Raw genomic sequence first — 18,189 nt, 5'->3', positions numbered from 1 at the left:
CAGATTTAAAAAGAAGATATGATTATGAAAAAGTATATATTTATATTGAGCATTGTCGCTTTAGGTCTCACATCATGTGGCAGCGACTATCTGGAGAGGGCTCCGCAATCAGCGGAAGCTACTGCAACCATCCTTGGAAGCACCGAGACTGCGAAACTGGCTGTCAATGGTATATGCAAGGCGATGAGCAACCAATATCTGGGAACACAGGGCTTGAATGGTGAGGGATCCATCAAGAACTGGTATGGAAGCTATCCGGGCAACGACACGCAAAAGAGCGGTCTGACAGGATGGTCGGGTATTATCAACGGTACATACCACATGAACACGACTTCTGTCTATCTGTACTATCCTTGGTTCTATTACTACAAGCTCATTGGTAATGCCAATGGTGTCATCTGCAACATCGACAACGCTGAGGGACCAGAGGCTGAGAAGGCATTCTTGAAAGCACAGGCACTCGTGTTCCGTGCTTACTCGTTCTTCCGTCTGGCAGAGCTCTATGCCCACCGCTGGTCTGACGAACAGGGTAACACACCGGGTATCGTGCTTCGTATAGACGAGTCAACGGGCGACCACCCACGCGCTACACTGGCACAAACCTACCAGCAAATCTATGCCGACCTCGACGAGGCTATCAGCCTCTTCGAGTCAAGTGGTATGGATCGTAGCAGCAAGGAGTTCTATAAGCCGAACATCAATGTAGCATACGCAGTATATGCAAAGGCAGCCCTCACCCGCGAAGACTGGGCAAATGCTGCCAAGTATGCGAAGATGGCACGTGATGGTTATGCACTCATGAGCGTGAACGATTACAAAGCAGGTTTTAACACGCCGAACAGCGAGTGGATCTGGGGCGTTTACGAAGCAGAAGACCAGACGCTATACTACTACGGTTTCTTTGCTTACATCGGTTCGAACTCAAGTGCAAGCGTCTGTCGCGGATATCCTTTCTCTATCAGTAAGGAACTCATTGATCAGATTCCGGAGACTGACGTCCGTCGCGACCTCTATCTTGTGCCGACAGATGCTGAGTTTGCTGAGTGCATCGAATCAGGACAGACGACAGGAGCACTTTATACCCGCGCGAAGAGAGACTATGCAAGCTATATGTACAGTACCTCACTCGTATTCGCATACATGCAGTACAAAATGCGTGCAGCCTTCATGGTTGGTGGTGGTAGTTTCCCACTGTTCCGTACAGAGGAGATGTACTACATCGAGGCTGAGGCTGACTGCCACCTGAATCAGGCAGCTCAGGCACAGCAACTGCTCTACGACGTAACATCTAAGTACGACCCATCATACCAGAAGTCAACGAAGACGGGTACTGCCCTTCTTGATGAAGTGAAACTCTATCGTCGCTTCGGTCTCTGGGGCGAAGGTTACGACTGGTTCGACCACAAGCGTTGGGGAGCTACCCTCAAGCGTACTGCTAAAGGCGCTGGCGGTAACTGGCACACCACTTTCGCTATCACCGTTGCACCAGACGGCGCTAACCACTGGACATGGGAACTCCCGAACAGAGAGACCGACTACAACAAAGGTCTGACATTACCAGAGCCTACTGATTAAGGATTTTAGATAAAGATTAACCTCTCGAGAGCAGGGAAGCGAGCAATTCGCTTCCCTGCTTTTTTTTGTACAAAACTTTCCATTATTCTCTCCCTTTTCCATTATTCTCTCCCTGTATCACCTTTCCCCGGAAGGTAATACTTGAATAGGAGAGGATAGCGGACGACAAAGTTTAATATACGAGAGAAACATTATTTTATTTTATATTATTAATTATTAACCTAAAAAGGAGAGTTTATGGTAAAGAAACTAACAATGATTCTCGCCGGTCTGTTCCTCAGTATAGGAATAGCAACGGCACAGACGCAAATCAGCGGTACCGTGGTTTCCGAAGAAGACGGCGAACCCATCATCGGTGCATCGGTGCTTGTGATTGGTACCAATGATGGTGCAGTAACCGACATTGACGGTAAGTTCTCGTTGACATTGCCGCATGGTAAGAATGCACTTCGTGTTTCATACATCGGTATGGAGACACAGGAAGTGATTGCTCGCAATGGTATGACTATTCGCTTGGCGAGCGATTCAAAGACACTGGAAGACGTCGTGGTTGTCGGCTACGGTTCTGGACGTAAAGTCGGAACGGTTGTCGGTAGTGTGGTAACGGTAAGTTCGGAAAAACTGAACACAGCGCCGTCATCTTCAGCACTTGACGCTTTGCAGGGACAGGTCGCAGGTATGTCAGTCTTGACATCTTCCGGTGAAGCAGGCGACAATGCTGTAAGTATGGCTATTCATGGTGTCGGTTCGCTCGGTGCAAGCTCTACTCCGCTGTATGTGATTGACGGTATTCCGTCTTCTTCACGTACCATTATGGCGATGAACCCAAACGACATTAAGAGCATCAGCGTTTTGAAAGATGCTTCGGCAACGTCAATTTACGGTTCACGTGCAGCCAATGGTGTCGTCTATGTAACTACCAAATCAGGTAGTTTCGGATCTGATGCAAGAATTACCTATCGTACACAAATTGGTTGGAATACTTTGGCAAATGAAGGATTTTACAAAAACCAATTCATGAACGCTGCAGAGTTGAAGCAATTCTGGATTGACTGCTATGGTCCTGTAGGTCTTGATGAAGCTTGGATTGACCGTAATTACACTCAGAGAGGTTTTGACGCCGACACAAAATGGTATGATGTGTTCCAGCAGTGGTGGACACCTCAGACTCAGAACGATATTGCCATCGAAGGTGGTGGTGACAAAGTAAGTTACATGATAGGTGCTTCCCAGTTCCATCAGAAGGGTACAACTATCGGTAACTACTACGACCGCTACACTGGTCGCGTGAATGTGGATGCTCGCCCAAACAAATGGCTGAAAGCTGGTATCAATGTTAACCTTTCTTATGACAAACGTCAGCGTAATAATAACTGGGGTAACAGTTCTTCAGGTAATGCTAACTATCTGGCAGGTGGTTTGTCAATGATTCTGAACCCATTGCATCCTCAATACAAAGAAGATGGTACAGAGTACGACCGTTATCCTAACAACCAGTGGAATCCTCGTTATTATATGGAGACCCATCCAAACGAGTATCTCCGTTATGGCTTGATTGGTAACGCATATATTGAGATTTCCCCGATTCAGGGATTGAAGATTACTTCACGCATTGGATCCGACATGTACTTCGTTCGTAACAACAGGAAAACCCTTCCTTCTTTTGCGGGATCTGGTGGCAGTGGAACAAGAAGAAAATCATTAGACTTTGACTACAGCAACACTATTACGAATACAATTGAGTATAAGTTCAATCTCGGTGAAAATCATGCATTCACGGTATTGGCAGGTCACGAAGGTGTAGAGAATGATTATGACTATTTCTATGCTCAGAGTACAGGTCAGACTGATGATCGAATGATGCGTTTGCAAGACGGAAAGCAGAGCGCTTATGAAATGTCTGAAGATCCGACAAGAAGCAAGTTCCTCTCGTTCTTTGGTCGCATTGATTACGCCTTGATGGACAAATACTTCTTCGATGCTTCTATCCGTAACGATGCTTGCTCGCGATTTGGTATCAACAACCGTAACGCTACTTTCTGGTCTGTAGGCGCTATGTGGAAAATCAGCAGAGAGGTGTTCATGAAACCGGTAAAGTGGGTGAACGATTTGAACTTTAAAATAAGCTATGGAACACAGGGTAATGCCGCTATTGGTGACTACGCAGCTATCGGTCGCATCGGAACATTGTCAGATTACAATGAAAACGCTTCTTGGGCTTACACCACACCAGGTAATCCGAACCTGACTTGGGAGACTCAGAAATTGTTGACCATCGGTTTGAGCGGACGTTTATTCAACCGCTTGGACTTTGACATATCTTATTACAATCGCAAAACTTCCGACATGTTGATGGGTGTTCCTTATCCCTATACCAGCGGTTTCGAAGAAATCACCAGCAATGTGGGAACACTGCAGAATGCTGGTATTGACATCGAACTCGGTGTGAACATCCTGCGCGGAAAAGACTATTATTTGAACTTCCGCACAACTTTCAACTACAACAATCAGAAGGTAACAGAACTCTTCCAGGGTCGTCAGCGTTGGGAAATCGCAAATACAGGTTTGGCATATGTTGTGGGTAGTCCTGTTATGTTCTACTATCCTATCTATGCAGGCATTGACCCTGCTGACGGACAGATGATGTGGTATCTGCCAGGAGACGATGTGGACAAGACTACGAAAGGTGAAACAACGAAGGAATTCAGTGAGGCGTTGCAGCAGAACACAGGCAAGAAGCGTTACGCACCAGTTAATGGTGGTTTCGGCATCAGCGGTGGATGGAAAGGAATCTCTATTCAGGCAGACTTCACCTATGTGCTGGGTAAATATCTTATCAACAACGATAGGTTCTTCTATGAGAATCCTGATTACTTCTTCGGATATAACTCCAGCAAGAAAGTACGTGATTTCTGGACACCGGAAAATCCAAATGCACAATATCCTAACTGGGCAGATGGCGACTACATGCGCTTCGATACTCACTTATTGGAGAATGCTTCGTTCATGCGTTTGAAGAACCTGCAGATTGGATATGATTTCCCGAAGACTCTTCTTGGCTTCCAGAATGTTGTGAAAGGTCTTAAACTGACTCTGACAGGTCGAAACCTGTTTACAATTACAGACTATAATGGTATTGATCCAGAGGTTAACAGTAACCTGACACTCGGTAAGATTGGTAACTCTAAGCAATTCCTTATCGGTGCGGAGATTACTTTCTAACGAAGTAAATGTGTTCATCTAACAACTTAAGTATTTTAAAGAAAGAAGAATATGAAAAAATATAGTAAATTTTTAATGATTCTTGGATTTGGCGTTTTTGCGTTAACTTCATGTAATTTGGATGAATTCCCCGCAGGCTCTATTTCCTATCAAGAAGGTGAAGACATGATTACCAGTATCGGAGATTTGACAAAACTCCAAAATGGTATGTATCAGTCTTATCGTCTTACGCATTATGGACAGCTTTCTGAAGCAGGAGAGTTCATGTGTGACGGATTCAATGCAACAAGAGCATACGGTAACAACTATGGAGCAATCCATCGTACAGACCAATCATTCACCTCTGGTGACTATGACACCCGTGACTTCTGGGCAATCAACTATTTCGCAATCAAGAATTACAACCTCTTCATTCAGCATATTGTTAACTTCGAACCGGAAAATGACAGTGAAGCAAAAGTTGCGAAAGTAGCAGAGGGTGAAGCACACTTCTTCCGTGCAGTAGCCTATCTTCAATTAGTACGTCACTACGGAAAATTGTGGGAACCGGGTTCTCCTGGGGATTTAGCAGTGCCTCTGATTCTGAAATACGATCAAGAAGAGAAACCTGCACGTGCTACCGTTCATGATGTCTATAATCAAATCAAAGCTGATTTAGATATAGCAGCTGAGAAACTTGCTGGTGTTGCTGGAAAAGTTGGTTCACCTACCCCAACTATCGATGCTGTGAATGCAGTCTATGCACGTTATTATCTTGATACAAGAGACTGGCAAAAAGCAGCAGAATACGCAGAGAAGGTTATCAATTCTACTGCAGGCTATGCATTATCTGACGATGCTGAAGCTATGGAGAAAGAATACATTAATGACAAAGGAAAAGAACCTATCATGCAGCTGCCAGCAACATTGGCAGAAAGCGGAGCATCTACACCGTTTGACAATGTTACCAATGAAATAAGAAACATTTCTTATACATACGCAACAAAAACAGATGAAGACGGTCTCTATTTTGCGCCATACTACATTCCTTCTCAAAAGTTGATAAATCTCTATGAAGCCAATGACTTGAGATTGAAACAGTGGTTCGACAAAACCGTAAAAGTTAAAATCGATGGTGCCATTTTCCAGAATCAGTTCTACATTTTCACCAAGTATCTTGGTAATCCTGAACTGCGCAGCAATGACATTCCGAATGCACGTCAGAAAGTTAAGCCATTCCTTATCGGCGAGATGTATTTGATTGCCGCAGAAGCTTACTGGAATCATGGAGACAATAACAAATCCAAAGAAATGCTGAATGCACTGCAAACAACACGTGGAGCGACAGCATCAGAAGCTACTCCAGTCAACATCAAGAACGAATGGTTCAAAGAAACCGTCGGTGAAGGTCTTCGTGTGAGCTGTCTGAAACGTTGGAAAGATGGTTTCGAAGGACGTCAAAGCCAGCCAGGAGCAGCAGATGCAGTGATGAGCGGTTCGGAATATGCACAGAAAGTATTGCCTAGTACTTCTAACTTCTGGGTATGGCCGATTCCGAATTATGAAATTCAAATCAATCATAACCTCGAACAGAACCCAGGTTATTAATACCTATCAGCAATAGATGCAAATAAATAATCTCCATTGAAAAGCATCAATTGTTAGATTACTGAAAGAGGTGGACCCGAAAAGTCCACCTCTTTCTTTGTTCTGCCGGATTCGTTTGTGCTCCTTTCTGCTGGAATTACTTGTGCGCAACGTATTTGAATTAAGAATTATGGTTAGGGGTGTCTGCCCCACGTAGGGGCGGATCGGTGTATCCGCCCGAATGAAGAGACCCCACCCCTCCCCTAAGAAGGGAGGGGAGCGCCTGACGGGAGTATGTAACTGACCCCGTTCTGTCGGATTTGCAATCCGACAGCAAATAAGATATCAGGATTTACAATCCGCTTAATATGATTCCCGCTTTATCGGATTACAAATCCTTATAATAGTTGCGTCTGGATTGTAAATCCAGACGAACTGAGCAATCTGCCCGTACTCCCCGTTCTGTCGGATTTGCAATCCGACAGCAAATAAGATATCAGGATTTACAATCCGCTTAATATGATTCCCGCTTTATCGGATTACAAATCCTTATAATAGTTGCGTCTGGATTGCAAATCCAGACGAACTGGGAGCGCCTGACGGGAGTGTGCAACTGACTTCATTCCCCTCCCTTCTTAGGGGAGTGCCTGACGGGAGTGTGCAACTGACTTCATTCCCCTCCCCACCTTAAGGGAGCGCCTAACGGGAGTGTGCAACTGACTTCATTCCCCTCCCTTCTTAGGGGAGGGGCAGGGGTGGGGTTTCCTTGCATAAACATACGGAAAAGGGCGTATAAATATGCGGTTGAACTTTCGCATTCCAAAAGTTCAACTTTTAGCTTGCAAAAGTTCCCCTTTCACCTCCTGAAAGTTCCCCTTTTGGAGTGCGAAAGTGGCACTTTTGGAAAGCACTCCTTAAACCTTTGATTATCAATGGGATGCAAAACGGCGAACAAAACCCCACCACATGAATAAATATGCAATGTCGGCGGTGGGCGAAAATGCGTTTTCCCCTCAGTCGGAGTAAAATTTTTCCAAACTGAGTAGCCCATTTTCCCGGACGCACGGGAAGGCTGAAAACGCACGCCAAATAAGAAAAAAGGCGAAAAACTTGTGGGAATGCAGGTTTTTTCGTACTTTTGCACCGTTCAGAGGAATGAGGGGCTCCGCGAGAGTTCCTCATTCCGTTTTAAATAAGCAATTATGATAGACAAGAACATCGTAAAAGGATTGGTAGAAGAATGGCTCAAAAATGAGGACTATTTCCTCGTTGACGTGGAGGTGGACAGCAGCAATCGCATTGTTGTGGAAATCGACCATGCCGACGGTGTGTGGATTGAAGACTGCGTGGCTCTGAGCCGCTTCATCGAGGAACATCTGAACCGCGACGAAGAGGACTTCGAACTGGAAGTGGGCTCGGCAGGACTGGGACAACCGTTCAAGGTGGCTCAGCAATATGTGAACCACATCGGCAAGGAGGTGGAGGTGCTGACAAAGGACGGCAAGAAGCTGCACGGGACACTGACGGCAGCCGACGACGCCTCATTTACGGTGACCGTGCAAGAGAAACAGAAGCAGGAAGGCAAGAAGCGCCCCGTCATGGTGGACGTGGAACAGACGTTCGGGATGGGCGACGTGAAATACTGCAAGTATCTCATCAGCTTCAAATAGGCTGAAGCGGCATCTTGCACACTGAAAAGAGAAAGTAAAAATAAAAACATAATAAACATGGCAACAAGAACATCGACCACGAAGACAATCAACATGATTGATGTCTTCAAGGATTTCAAAGAGACTAAAAACATCGACCGCCCCACCCTGCAAAGCGTACTGGAAGAGAGCTTCCGCAACGTGATTGCCAAGATTTTCGGCAGCGACGAGAACTTCACCGTCATCGTCAATCCCGACAAGGGCGACTTGGAAATCTATCGCAACCGCGTGGTTGTAGCCGACGGAGCAGTGAAAGACGAGAACAAGGAAATCTCTCTGACAGAGGCACAAAAGATTGAGCCCGACTATGAAGAGGGCGAAGACGTGTCGGAACCTGTAGAGTTTGCCAAGTTCGGACGCCGCGCCATCCTCAACCTGCGCCAGACACTGGCTTCGAAAATCCTCGAACTGGAGCACGACAACCTGTATAATAAGTACAAGGACCGTGTGGGACAAATCATCTCAGGCGAGGTTTACCAGACCTGGAAGCGCGAAGTGCTGCTCATCGACGATGAGGGCAACGAACTCATCCTGCCCAAAGCAGAGCAGATTCCGTCAGACAACTACCGCAAGGGAGAAACCATCCGCGCCATCATCCTGCGCGTGGACAACGAGAACAACAACCCGAAGATTATCCTCTCACGCACAAGTCCCACCTTCCTGCACCGCATGCTGGAAGCTGAAGTGCCCGAAATCAATGACGGACTCATCTCCGTGAAGCGCATTGCCCGCATGCCAGGAGAGCGCGCCAAGGTGGCTGTGGAGAGCTATGACGACCGCATCGACCCCGTGGGAGCCTGCGTCGGTGTGAAAGGTAGCCGCGTGCACGGCATCGTGCGCGAACTCGGCAACGAGAATATCGACGTCATCAACTATACATCGAACACCAAACTGTTCATACAGCGTGCACTCAGCCCTGCCAAAATCTCGAACATCATCATCGATGAGACCACCAAGAAGGCAGAAGTCTATCTCAAACCCGAAGAGGTGAGCCTGGCTATCGGACGCAACGGTCTGAACATCAAACTGGCTTCGATGCTGACTGAATACACCATCGACGTGTTCCGTGAAATCAATGCCGACGAGGCTGAGGAGGACATCTATCTCGATGAGTTCACCGATGAGATTGATGAGTGGATCATCGCTGCCATCAAGAACATCGGACTCGACACCGCCAAGGCTGTGCTGAAAGCCCCGCGCGAGATACTGATAGAGAAAGCCGACCTTGAGGAAGAAACCGTTGACCACCTGCTGGAGGTTCTGCAGGCTGAGTTTGAATAGGCTTCAAGTCTCGGGATGACATGATTTCGTGATAACGTAATAACGTGATAACGCCATAGTGCGGCATTATATTTCGGCAAATTGAAAAATCGTAAAATCGTAAAAATAAATAAATGAGCATCAGATTAAGCAAAGCAATAGGTGAACTGAACATCGGACTCCAGACGGCAGTGGAGTTCCTCGAGAAGAACAGCAGCTTGGGCGAAGTGAAACCCATCCCCTCTTTCAAGCTGAACGATAAGCAATATGCTGCACTCGTTGAAGAGTTCAAAGGCGACAAAGAAACCAAGAAAGAGGCAGCCAGCATCTTCCCTAAGCACCAGAAAGAAAAGAAACGCCCCGAACCTGCTGTGATAGAGACCGTGACTGAAAAGCCACAGGTGAAAACCGTAGGAAAAATCGACCTTGACAACCTGAACAAAAAACCGGCTGCCAAGAAATCTGCCGCTACGGAGAAAAAAGAGGAACCGAAGCAACAGGCACCTGCCGAAAATCTGCCGAAAAAGGAGGAAACAAAGCCTGTACAAAAAGAGGAGCCCAAGAAAGAAACGGCACCCGTTGCCAAGAAAGAAGAGCCGGTAACGGCGCAAACGGCAACGGAAAAACCAGCTCCCGAAACACCGAAACAGGAAACGCACGAGCAGAAAGTGTTCACACTGAAGAGCGAGCAGAAAGCGGCTCCGCAGGTGAACGTGCTGGGCAAAATCGACCTCGACTCGCTCAACCAGAGCACACGTCCGAAGAAAAAGAGTAAAGAGGAACGCCGTAAAGAGCGCGAGGAGAAGGCACTGCAACGGGGCGAAAAGAAAAAGCGCGTGCGCATCAACAAAGAGCGTGTGGACATCAACGCTGCTGCCAACCAGGCAGAAAAACAATCGCAGAACCCGAAAAACAAAGAGAAGAAACCCAAAAATAAAAAGCGCAACCAGCGCATGCTGGAGGTGAACGAGGAAGACGTGGCACGCCAGGTAAAAGAAACACTGGCACGGCTCACCTCGAAAGGGCAAAACAAGAAAGGCGCAAAATACCGCAAAGAGAAGCGCGAAGCCGTACAGGAGCGCATACACGAGGAAATGGCAGCACAGTCGGCAGAAAGCAAGGTGCTGAAACTGACCGAGTTTGTGACCGTCAGCGAACTGGCAACGATGATGAACGTCGGTGTCAACCAAGTCATCGGAACATGTATGAGCATCGGCATCATGGTATCTATCAACCAGCGCCTTGATGCAGAAACCATCAACATTGTGGCGGACGAGTTCGGCTATTCCACCGAGTATGTCAGCGCAGAGGTGCAGAATGCCATCACCGAAGAGGAAGACCAAGAGGAAGACCTCATCCCGCGCGCCCCAATCGTCACCGTCATGGGACACGTGGACCATGGTAAGACCTCGCTGCTCGACTATATCCGCAAGACCAACGTCATCGCCGGAGAGGCAGGAGGAATCACTCAGCACATCGGTGCCTACAACGTGGAACTGCCCGACGGCAGACAGATTACCTTCCTCGACACACCGGGACACGAAGCATTTACCGCCATGCGTGCCCGTGGTGCACAGGTTACCGACATCGCCATCATCATCGTGGCTGCCGACGACAGCGTCATGCCTACCACCAAGGAGGCTATCGCACATGCACAGGCTGCCAACGTGCCGATGGTGTTCGCCATCAACAAGATAGACAAACAGGGAGCCAACCCTGAAAAGATACGCGAAGACCTCGCCAACATGAACCTTCTCGTCGAGGACTGGGGTGGTAAATATCAGTGCCAGGAAATCTCTGCCAAGAAGGGAATCGGCGTAGAAGAACTGCTTGAGAAAGTGCTTCTCGAAGCAGAAATGCTTGAACTCAAGGCGAATCCGAACCGCAAGGCTACGGGAAGCATCATCGAGTCGTCGCTCGACAAGGGACGCGGATATGTTTCTACCGTACTCGTTGCCAACGGAACGCTGAAAGTGGGCGATGTGGTCGTTGCCGGAACCAGCTACGGACGCATCAAGGCGATGTTCAACGAGCGCAACCAGCGCATTGACAGCGCAGGACCGGCTGAGCCCTGTATCATCCTCGGACTGAACGGAGCACCGACTGCCGGCGACTCTTTCCATGTGATGGAAACCGAGCAAGAGGCACGGGAAATCACCAACAAACGCGTGCAGCTGCAACGCGAACAGTCGCTCCGCACGACCAAGACCATCGGTCTGGACGACATCTCGCACCGCATCGCACTCGGTGAATTCCACGAACTGAACATCATCGTCAAGGGCGATACCGACGGAAGTATCGAGGCACTCTCTGACTCGTTCATCAAACTTTCTACGGAAAAGGTGCAAGTCAATGTCATCAACAAGGCTGTCGGACAGATTTCCGAGAACGACGTGATGCTCGCCAGTGCATCTGACGCCATCATCGTGGGCTTCCAAGTGCGCCCATCGGCAGAGGCACGCAAACTGGCAGAGCGAGAGGGCGTATCCATCAACACCTATTCTATCATATACGATGCCATCGACGACATCAAGTCAACGATGGAAGGCATGTTGGACAAGGTGAAGAAGGAAATCGTGACGGGCGAAATCGAGGTGAAGCAAGTCTTCAAAATCTCGAAGGTGGGCACCGTTGCCGGCGGACTGGTCATCGACGGAAAGGTCCACAACAAGGACAAGGCACGCGTTGTGCGTGACGGAATTGTGGTGCATACCGCACCTATCGACGCCCTGAAACGCTATAAGGACGACGCCAAAGAGGTGGCAACGGGTCTGGAATGCGGTATCTCACTGGTAAACTTCAACGACATCCAGGTGGGCGACATCATCGAAACGTTCACCGAAGTGGAGGTCGAACAGAAACTCTAATGACGATTTAGAGCTGATATACAGCATAGAAAAAGGAGAGGCTCACTTCAACACGGAAGCGAGCCTCTCCTTTTGTCGTATTGCTTGTCTATCAAACAAACATATCCATCTTTACGCCAACAGCCTCCTGACTTCGTCAATGCGCCACCCAAATTAAGATTTGTTGCCAGATATGTCGAAAAGTGGTTTCACTGCGAGGTGCTTCTCCGTCAAGAAGAGTGTCTTAGTGAAGTAAGTCCCGTTTTTAGGCATCCTTACCCTGATTGTCGTGATAGTTTTGGCTGCCTCAAGCACCTTATCGACACTCATCCCAATCTTGTTAATGGCAATGAGTCGCTCCAGTTCCTTATATACCTTATAGGCGATGAAGCAAATGCAGACATGTGCCTCTATCCTACGTTCTGTAAAATGAAACATCGGACGCATTTCCAGAGTTCCTTTTGAAATACGGAATGCACGTTCCACCACCCAGAGTCCATGATACTCGGCAATGACACGCTCGGCGTCAAGGTCTGTATTGGTGATGTAGCCCTTGAGTCCGTCCCACTGGCAGTCCTCTGCAATCTTCTCTTCGCTGATGACGACTTCTATGTCCTTGCTGATTTCAAGAAACTTGTTGTAGCCACGCTTGTTCACCTGACTCTTCGTGATGCGTCCGGTCTTATAGGCTTTTCTCAATCGGACAATTCCGCGGTCACGGTTGTAGGCATCCTTCTTTGCACGCTTGTCGGAATAACTGACGATAAGTCTTTCCCCATTCTCACGTTTGTAGTCGTAACAGGCTTTATCAACCTTCTCTAAAGAGAGAATCCATTGCTTCACGCTTGCGCTCTCGCTCTTGATGCGGGCTCCAAGTATGTAGTTGTAGCCAGCCTCCTGCAGCAAAGTGACATTGTTCTTGTTCATCAAGCCTGAGTCTGCCACCACAACAAAATCTTTCCCCAGATTGAAACGCTGCTTGAAGTCATCTATCATTGGTATCATGGTGAAGCCCTCATACTGGCTGCCGTTGAACAGAGAGTATGAAAGCGGGTAGCCTCCTTCTGATACAAGCAGACCGAGTATAACCTGTGACTCTGCCGTCTTTCCATCCTTTGAAAACCCCGGTTCACGCAATACGTCCGTCTGTGCTGTCTCAAAGTAGAGCGTCGTCACGTCGTAGAACATCAATCCAATCTTGCCTCCGAACAGTTTCCGGGTGTGCTCTACGCTAATCTGCTGCGCAAGCTCCATCTGGGTATTGTAGAGCTTGTCCATGTAGCGATAGATGTGGTTGAGGTCAACATCTTCATCATAATATGACTTCAGGTAATCTACTGTGGCAAGTTTGCTTCTGGGCTGCGACACCCTTGCGATTACCAAATGACGCAGAATCTCATCGGGAATCCGGTTGAAGCCGATGCTGTCATAGACTTGATCAAGCAGAAGCCGAGTACCGTTTATCAACACGTTGTCAATATTGCTAAGGAAACGCTCTGTCTCCTCGACTTCCTTTCCCTTGCGGTCATCAAAGTCAAGTTCTTGCTGACCGCCAAATGAACGTATCCATGCAGCAGCCTTATCGCATAATGAATGTATTTCCTCTTCGGATGTAGAGGAGCCAAACGATTTTATTTCTTTATACTTTCCACTCGCTTTACTGACCACTACCACACTTGTAGAGCCGGAACGATTGTGTTTCTTGCGTACATACATGGTGCAAAGGTACACGTTTTTCGCTTGCGCCACCCAAACCACCCAATAATTTTACGTAACTCGCTGATTATCATTGTGCGCTATATGATGGCGCAAAAAAGTGATGAAGTCAGGAAACATATCCATCTTTACGCCAACAGCCTCTTCACGATTTCCGATATGAGCCGCCCGTCGGCACGACCAGCCATTTGTTTGCTTGCCGCCCCCATCACACGCCCCATGTCTTTCATCGAACTGGCACCCGTCTCGGCAATAATCTTGCGCACTTCCGCCTCAATTTCAGCCTCGCTCAGCGCCTTCGGGAGATATTCTTCGAGCACGGCAACCTGTGCCAACTCACCGTCGGCAAGGTCTTGCCGGTTGTTTGCAACGTATGTCTGCGCCGTCTCACGCCCTTGCTTAGCCAATTTCTGAATGATTTTCAGGGCATCGGCGTCCTCAAGCGTATCATTGGCTCCAGGAGCCGTCTTTGCCTCGAGAAACACCTTCTTGATGTTGCGCAACGTGTCAAGGCGCACTTTGTCGCGGGCTTTCATCGCCGCCTTGATGTCTTCACTGATTTGATCGAATATATTCATCGTTTCTTATCTGCTTATGAGTGACAATACACATGTTTACTCGAAATTGATTACACCGGCAACGGGCTGGGAGGGCGTTTCGTTCTTGTCGGCAACGACATCTCCATTGGCTTGTTTCCGTATGTCTTCCATCATCTGACGGGTGCGGCGGAACGTCGGTGTGTTCTCGACAGCAAGAATAATATCCTCGTTGTCAAGGTCTTCCGGACGGAAAAGGAAGATGTGCGGACGACGCTTATACTGTGTCGTACTGCCGTCAGAACCATAGAAACGGTTGCGGCGGTCGAGTCTTTCGGCTGCCTTTTCCTCCTCTTCGGCTATACGGCTTGCCTCCTCTTCTGTGTGTCGGCGGAGGTGATTGTTCATTCCATCCACATTCTCGATGCCGAAGCCTGTAGCAAGAATCGTGACTTTCACTTTCGGACCGAGTTCCGGGTCGATGGCAAGACCCCATTTGATTTCAAAGTCATTGCCAAACTTCGCCATGAAGTCGTTCACATCGTTCATCTCGTCCATCATCAGGCTGGCATGCTGGCCGTCTTCGTTGGCGAAGGTGATGTTGAGAAGTATCTTCTTGGAATTGAACACGTCATTATCGTTGAGCAGCGGTGAGTTAAGCGCATTGTCAATCGCTTTCTTCACACGTCCGTCACCCTCGCCGTAGCCTGTTGACATGATGGCTACTCCACCGTCCTTGAGAACGGTCTTCACATCGTTGAAGTCGAGGTTCATCAATCCATGTATGGTAATGATTTCTGCAATGGATTTTGCTGCAACGCTCAACGTGTCGTCTGCCTTGGCAAACGCATCGAGCACGGTAAAGTCAGGATATAACTCGCGCAGACGCTCGTTGTTGATAACGAGCAGGGCATCTACATGTTTCGCCATCTCCTCCACGCCATCAAGCGCCTGGTCGATTTTCTTCGGACCTTCAAAACGGAAAGGAATGGTAACTATACCAACGGTCAGGATGCCCAGTTTTTTCGATTCCCGGGCGATGACGGGTGCTGCTCCCGTACCTGTTCCGCCACCCATTCCGGCAGTGATGAACGCCATCTTCGTTCCATCATTGAGCATCTTGCGCACATCCTCGATACTCTCTTCTGCAGCCAGACGCGCCTTTTCGGGTTTGTTTCCTGCTCCCAATCCTTCCTTTCCTAACTGCAGATGGACGGGAACGGGGCTGTCGTTGAGTGCCTGGTTATCGGTGTTGCAAAGCACGAACGACACATCGTGAATGCCTTCTTTAAACATGTGGTTCACGGCATTGCCACCACCACCGCCTACACCGATGACTTTGATAATACTATCTCCCCGCTCGGGCATCCCGAAATCGAGGATATCGAACTTTTCCTGCCTCTCACTGGACTGTTCGTTGGGCTGTATGTCAAATATATCTTCCATATCAAAACTTTTTGGGGATTTTCTGATTTGCTTCATCGTAGTTAATCACTCTCTTCTGCGGTCATCTTATTGATGAAATCCTTTACCCCGCGCACCATGCGGTTCCAAAGGTTGTTCTTGCGCCGCTCTTCTTCCTCTTCTCTCTTTCTCTGCTCTTCCTCTTCCTGCAGACGTGCCTCTTGCTCTGCTTTCCGCTGAGCTTCCTCCTCAGCTATCCGTTGTGCCTCTTCTTTCTCGGCTGCGGTTTGTATCACACCCGGCTCCAGTTCAGATGCCGAACGAGGATGTCTTTCGGCTGTATTGCCACCGGTGGTCGGCTTACTGCCTCCAAAGAGGTTTCCGTTGGGGTCGAGTTCTTCGCCAGCACAGTTCAAATCGCCTTTGGCAAGCAATCCGAGCAAGGTGTTCATCGTACCATCATGCGGCAACATATCCGGGCTGCTGGCATTGATGGTTTGGGTCACAAACTTTGCCGTGCGAATCTTATCCACATGGGTATGGTTACGGAATGCCTTCTCGATGTTCACCATATTCGAGCCTCCGCCAGTGAGGATGATTCCGCCAAGCAATTTATCGTAATATTCGGAAGGCACTTGATACCAGGCATTCTCGATGATTTCCTGCATTCGTGCCTCAACAATCTCTATGAACCGACGGCTCTCAATAGAGCGGCTTATATCTATCGGATAGCTCAGCGTATCGTCGATTTCAGCGTTGTCTGTGTATGCAGAGGCGTACTTCAGCTTCATCCGCTCAGCATCTGCCTCTTCAATCTGCAGGGAAGCAATGTCTTTCGTGATATTATTGCCACCAATCGGGATGACGGCAAGGTGCCGGAGAATATTCTTATAGTAAACTGACACGGTCGTGGTGTCTGCTCCAAGGTCCACCAACACACAGCCACCGCGCTTCTCAGCTTCGGTCAAGATGCTGTCTGCGAGTGCCAAAGGTGCCAAATACAGTTCGCCAATGGCTATTCCAGCATTGTCAAAGCACTGATTCAGTTTGCGGTAGAACGCCTGACGCCACAGGATGTTAAGGAAGTTTCCTTCCAAATGGGTACTCTGAATACCCACGGGGTCGAGTTGAAACACCGTTCCGACCTTATATTCCTGAGTTGCCGCATCGAGAATTTCCTGCTCAGGATATTTCATGTTGCGGTTGGTATCCATCAGCTCATTCACCATCTTCTGTGTAATGGTGGTTTCTTCCGGCAAGTCCTTCAGGATGACGTTCTTGACACTTCTAATCGACTGTCCGCCGACACCCACATAAACATGCGCAATCTCCATCTTCAGAGCTGCTTTCAGTTTGTTGACAATGTTCGTCAGACATGCGCCGGTCTTGTCGATGTTATAAATCACACCTTTCCGAATACATGCGGTGGAGTCTTCCTTGGCAACTGCGAGCACCGATATACTTCCGTCCAGGTTTTTTCTTCCGGCGACACCTGTAATTTTGGATGAGCCTAACTCAATGGCTACGATAAATTCCTTTGCTGGCATACGCTATATTCTATTTTTATGTTCATTTATTTCGTTTACAAATAATCTGATTGTCAAATTCAAAATTGATATAGGAATATTTGTTCCACCCTGCTTGTGAAAGCCCATACTGATAGAACAATTCGATGCGCGAGAGTTTCTTCTTCATAAACTCGTTCACACCTTTTTCCCGCTTCGACGGCTCGATATATTCAGGCAATCTGCCGATACAGAGAATATGGTTCCCCACACGTGGCACTAATTCTATGCTCCGGTCGGAAAGTACATGAATCTGTTCCACCTGATTCTTCCACAACTCATCTGCGGACAGATACATCGCTATCAGCGAGATGTAGTTTCTCGCATAGTTCTTACTGATGGAACCTGTTGCGATAATCAGGTCCGAAGTGTATTTCGAGTTCGGCATCTCACGCCCCATATCGTCCAAATAATAGTCATCACCACTATTGCTCTTGACGCGAATAACCGGCGTTCGTTGCGTCACGTTGATATAGACATCCCCATTCTGCGTCTTATAACACTCTGCCGTATTGACAAACGGACTTTCTTTCAGTTCTTCTTCTATCTTGCGCATGCTGATCTGACTGACAGGCTTCTGCCATGGATAGATCTTGTTGCGCACAAGGATATTCTTTATTTCTCCAGCACTAAGAAAACCGTTCGTCATTTCGTCTGCCACATTGATGTTCACCTTTGCGCACGTCTTTCCTTCCTCATCAGGTTTGTTGAACGAGACGATGGCAAATACGAGATAGATGGCGAGCACGACATCCAGTACGACAATTGTGGTTTTCCTCCAAAATGGCAT

Annotated in this window: 11 protein-coding genes; 6 read left to right on the top strand and 5 right to left on the bottom strand. The window is 48.1% G+C overall.

Translation table 11 applies throughout. The annotated features are described in order from the left end of the window. The first annotated feature begins 24 nt into the window (after positions 1-24). The 6 genes from GRF55_RS00315 to infB all read left to right on the top strand — a co-directional run bounded on the left by GRF55_RS00315 (position 25) and on the right by infB (position 12,199). Positions 25-1,575: a RagB/SusD family nutrient uptake outer membrane protein gene (locus GRF55_RS00315; RefSeq protein ID WP_220368608.1), complete on the top strand. Its 1,551-nt coding sequence runs from the start codon at positions 25-27 to the stop codon at positions 1,573-1,575. Between the two features lie 237 nt (positions 1,576-1,812). Next, positions 1,813-4,797, top strand: a complete 2,985-nt coding sequence (locus tag GRF55_RS00310) for a SusC/RagA family TonB-linked outer membrane protein (RefSeq protein ID WP_220368607.1) — start codon at positions 1,813-1,815, stop codon at positions 4,795-4,797. A gap of 51 nt (positions 4,798-4,848) precedes the next feature. Beyond that, positions 4,849-6,384, top strand: coding sequence for a RagB/SusD family nutrient uptake outer membrane protein (locus GRF55_RS00305; protein WP_220368606.1), 1,536 nt, complete (start codon positions 4,849-4,851; stop codon positions 6,382-6,384). A gap of 1,181 nt (positions 6,385-7,565) precedes the next feature. Beyond that, entirely contained in the window at positions 7,566-8,033 is a 468-nt protein-coding gene (gene rimP / locus GRF55_RS00300) for a ribosome assembly cofactor RimP (protein ID WP_220368605.1), read from the top strand. 57 nt (positions 8,034-8,090) lie between these two features. Further along, a complete protein-coding gene (gene nusA / locus GRF55_RS00295) occupies positions 8,091-9,353 on the top strand; it encodes a transcription termination factor NusA (RefSeq protein ID WP_220368604.1) in 1,263 nt (420 codons plus the stop codon). 113 nt (positions 9,354-9,466) lie between these two features. Then, positions 9,467-12,199 (top strand): translation initiation factor IF-2, encoded by a 2,733-nt coding sequence (gene infB, locus GRF55_RS00290; protein WP_220368603.1) that lies wholly within the window; start codon positions 9,467-9,469, stop codon positions 12,197-12,199. Between the two features lie 153 nt (positions 12,200-12,352). Here infB and GRF55_RS00285 read toward each other — a convergent pair whose 3' ends face one another. From GRF55_RS00285 to GRF55_RS00265, 5 genes are all read right to left on the bottom strand, one after another. Next, positions 12,353-13,894, bottom strand: a complete 1,542-nt coding sequence (locus GRF55_RS00285; RefSeq protein WP_172774742.1) for an IS1634 family transposase — start codon at positions 13,892-13,894, stop codon at positions 12,353-12,355. A gap of 128 nt (positions 13,895-14,022) precedes the next feature. Next, on the bottom strand, positions 14,023-14,472 hold the full coding sequence (locus GRF55_RS00280) for a GatB/YqeY domain-containing protein (protein ID WP_220368602.1): 450 nt from the start codon (positions 14,470-14,472) through the stop codon (positions 14,023-14,025). A 36-nt stretch (positions 14,473-14,508) separates the two neighbouring features. After that, positions 14,509-15,876 carry a cell division protein FtsZ gene (ftsZ, locus tag GRF55_RS00275; protein ID WP_220368601.1) on the bottom strand — a complete coding sequence of 456 codons (1,368 nt, stop codon included), beginning with the start codon at positions 15,874-15,876 and terminating at the stop codon, positions 14,509-14,511. A gap of 41 nt (positions 15,877-15,917) precedes the next feature. Continuing rightward, a complete protein-coding gene (gene ftsA / locus GRF55_RS00270; RefSeq protein ID WP_220368600.1) occupies positions 15,918-17,381 on the bottom strand; it encodes a cell division protein FtsA in 1,464 nt (487 codons plus the stop codon). Positions 17,382-17,403: 22 nt separating this feature from the next. Further along, positions 17,404-18,189, bottom strand: coding sequence for a cell division protein FtsQ/DivIB (locus GRF55_RS00265; protein WP_220368599.1), 786 nt, complete (start codon positions 18,187-18,189; stop codon positions 17,404-17,406).

Source organism: Prevotella sp. Rep29 (assembly GCF_019551475.1).
Taxonomy (GTDB): domain Bacteria; phylum Bacteroidota; class Bacteroidia; order Bacteroidales; family Bacteroidaceae; genus Prevotella.
The sequence above is the reverse complement of the archived record's forward strand: the minus strand, read 5'-3'. Positions and strand labels throughout refer to the sequence as shown.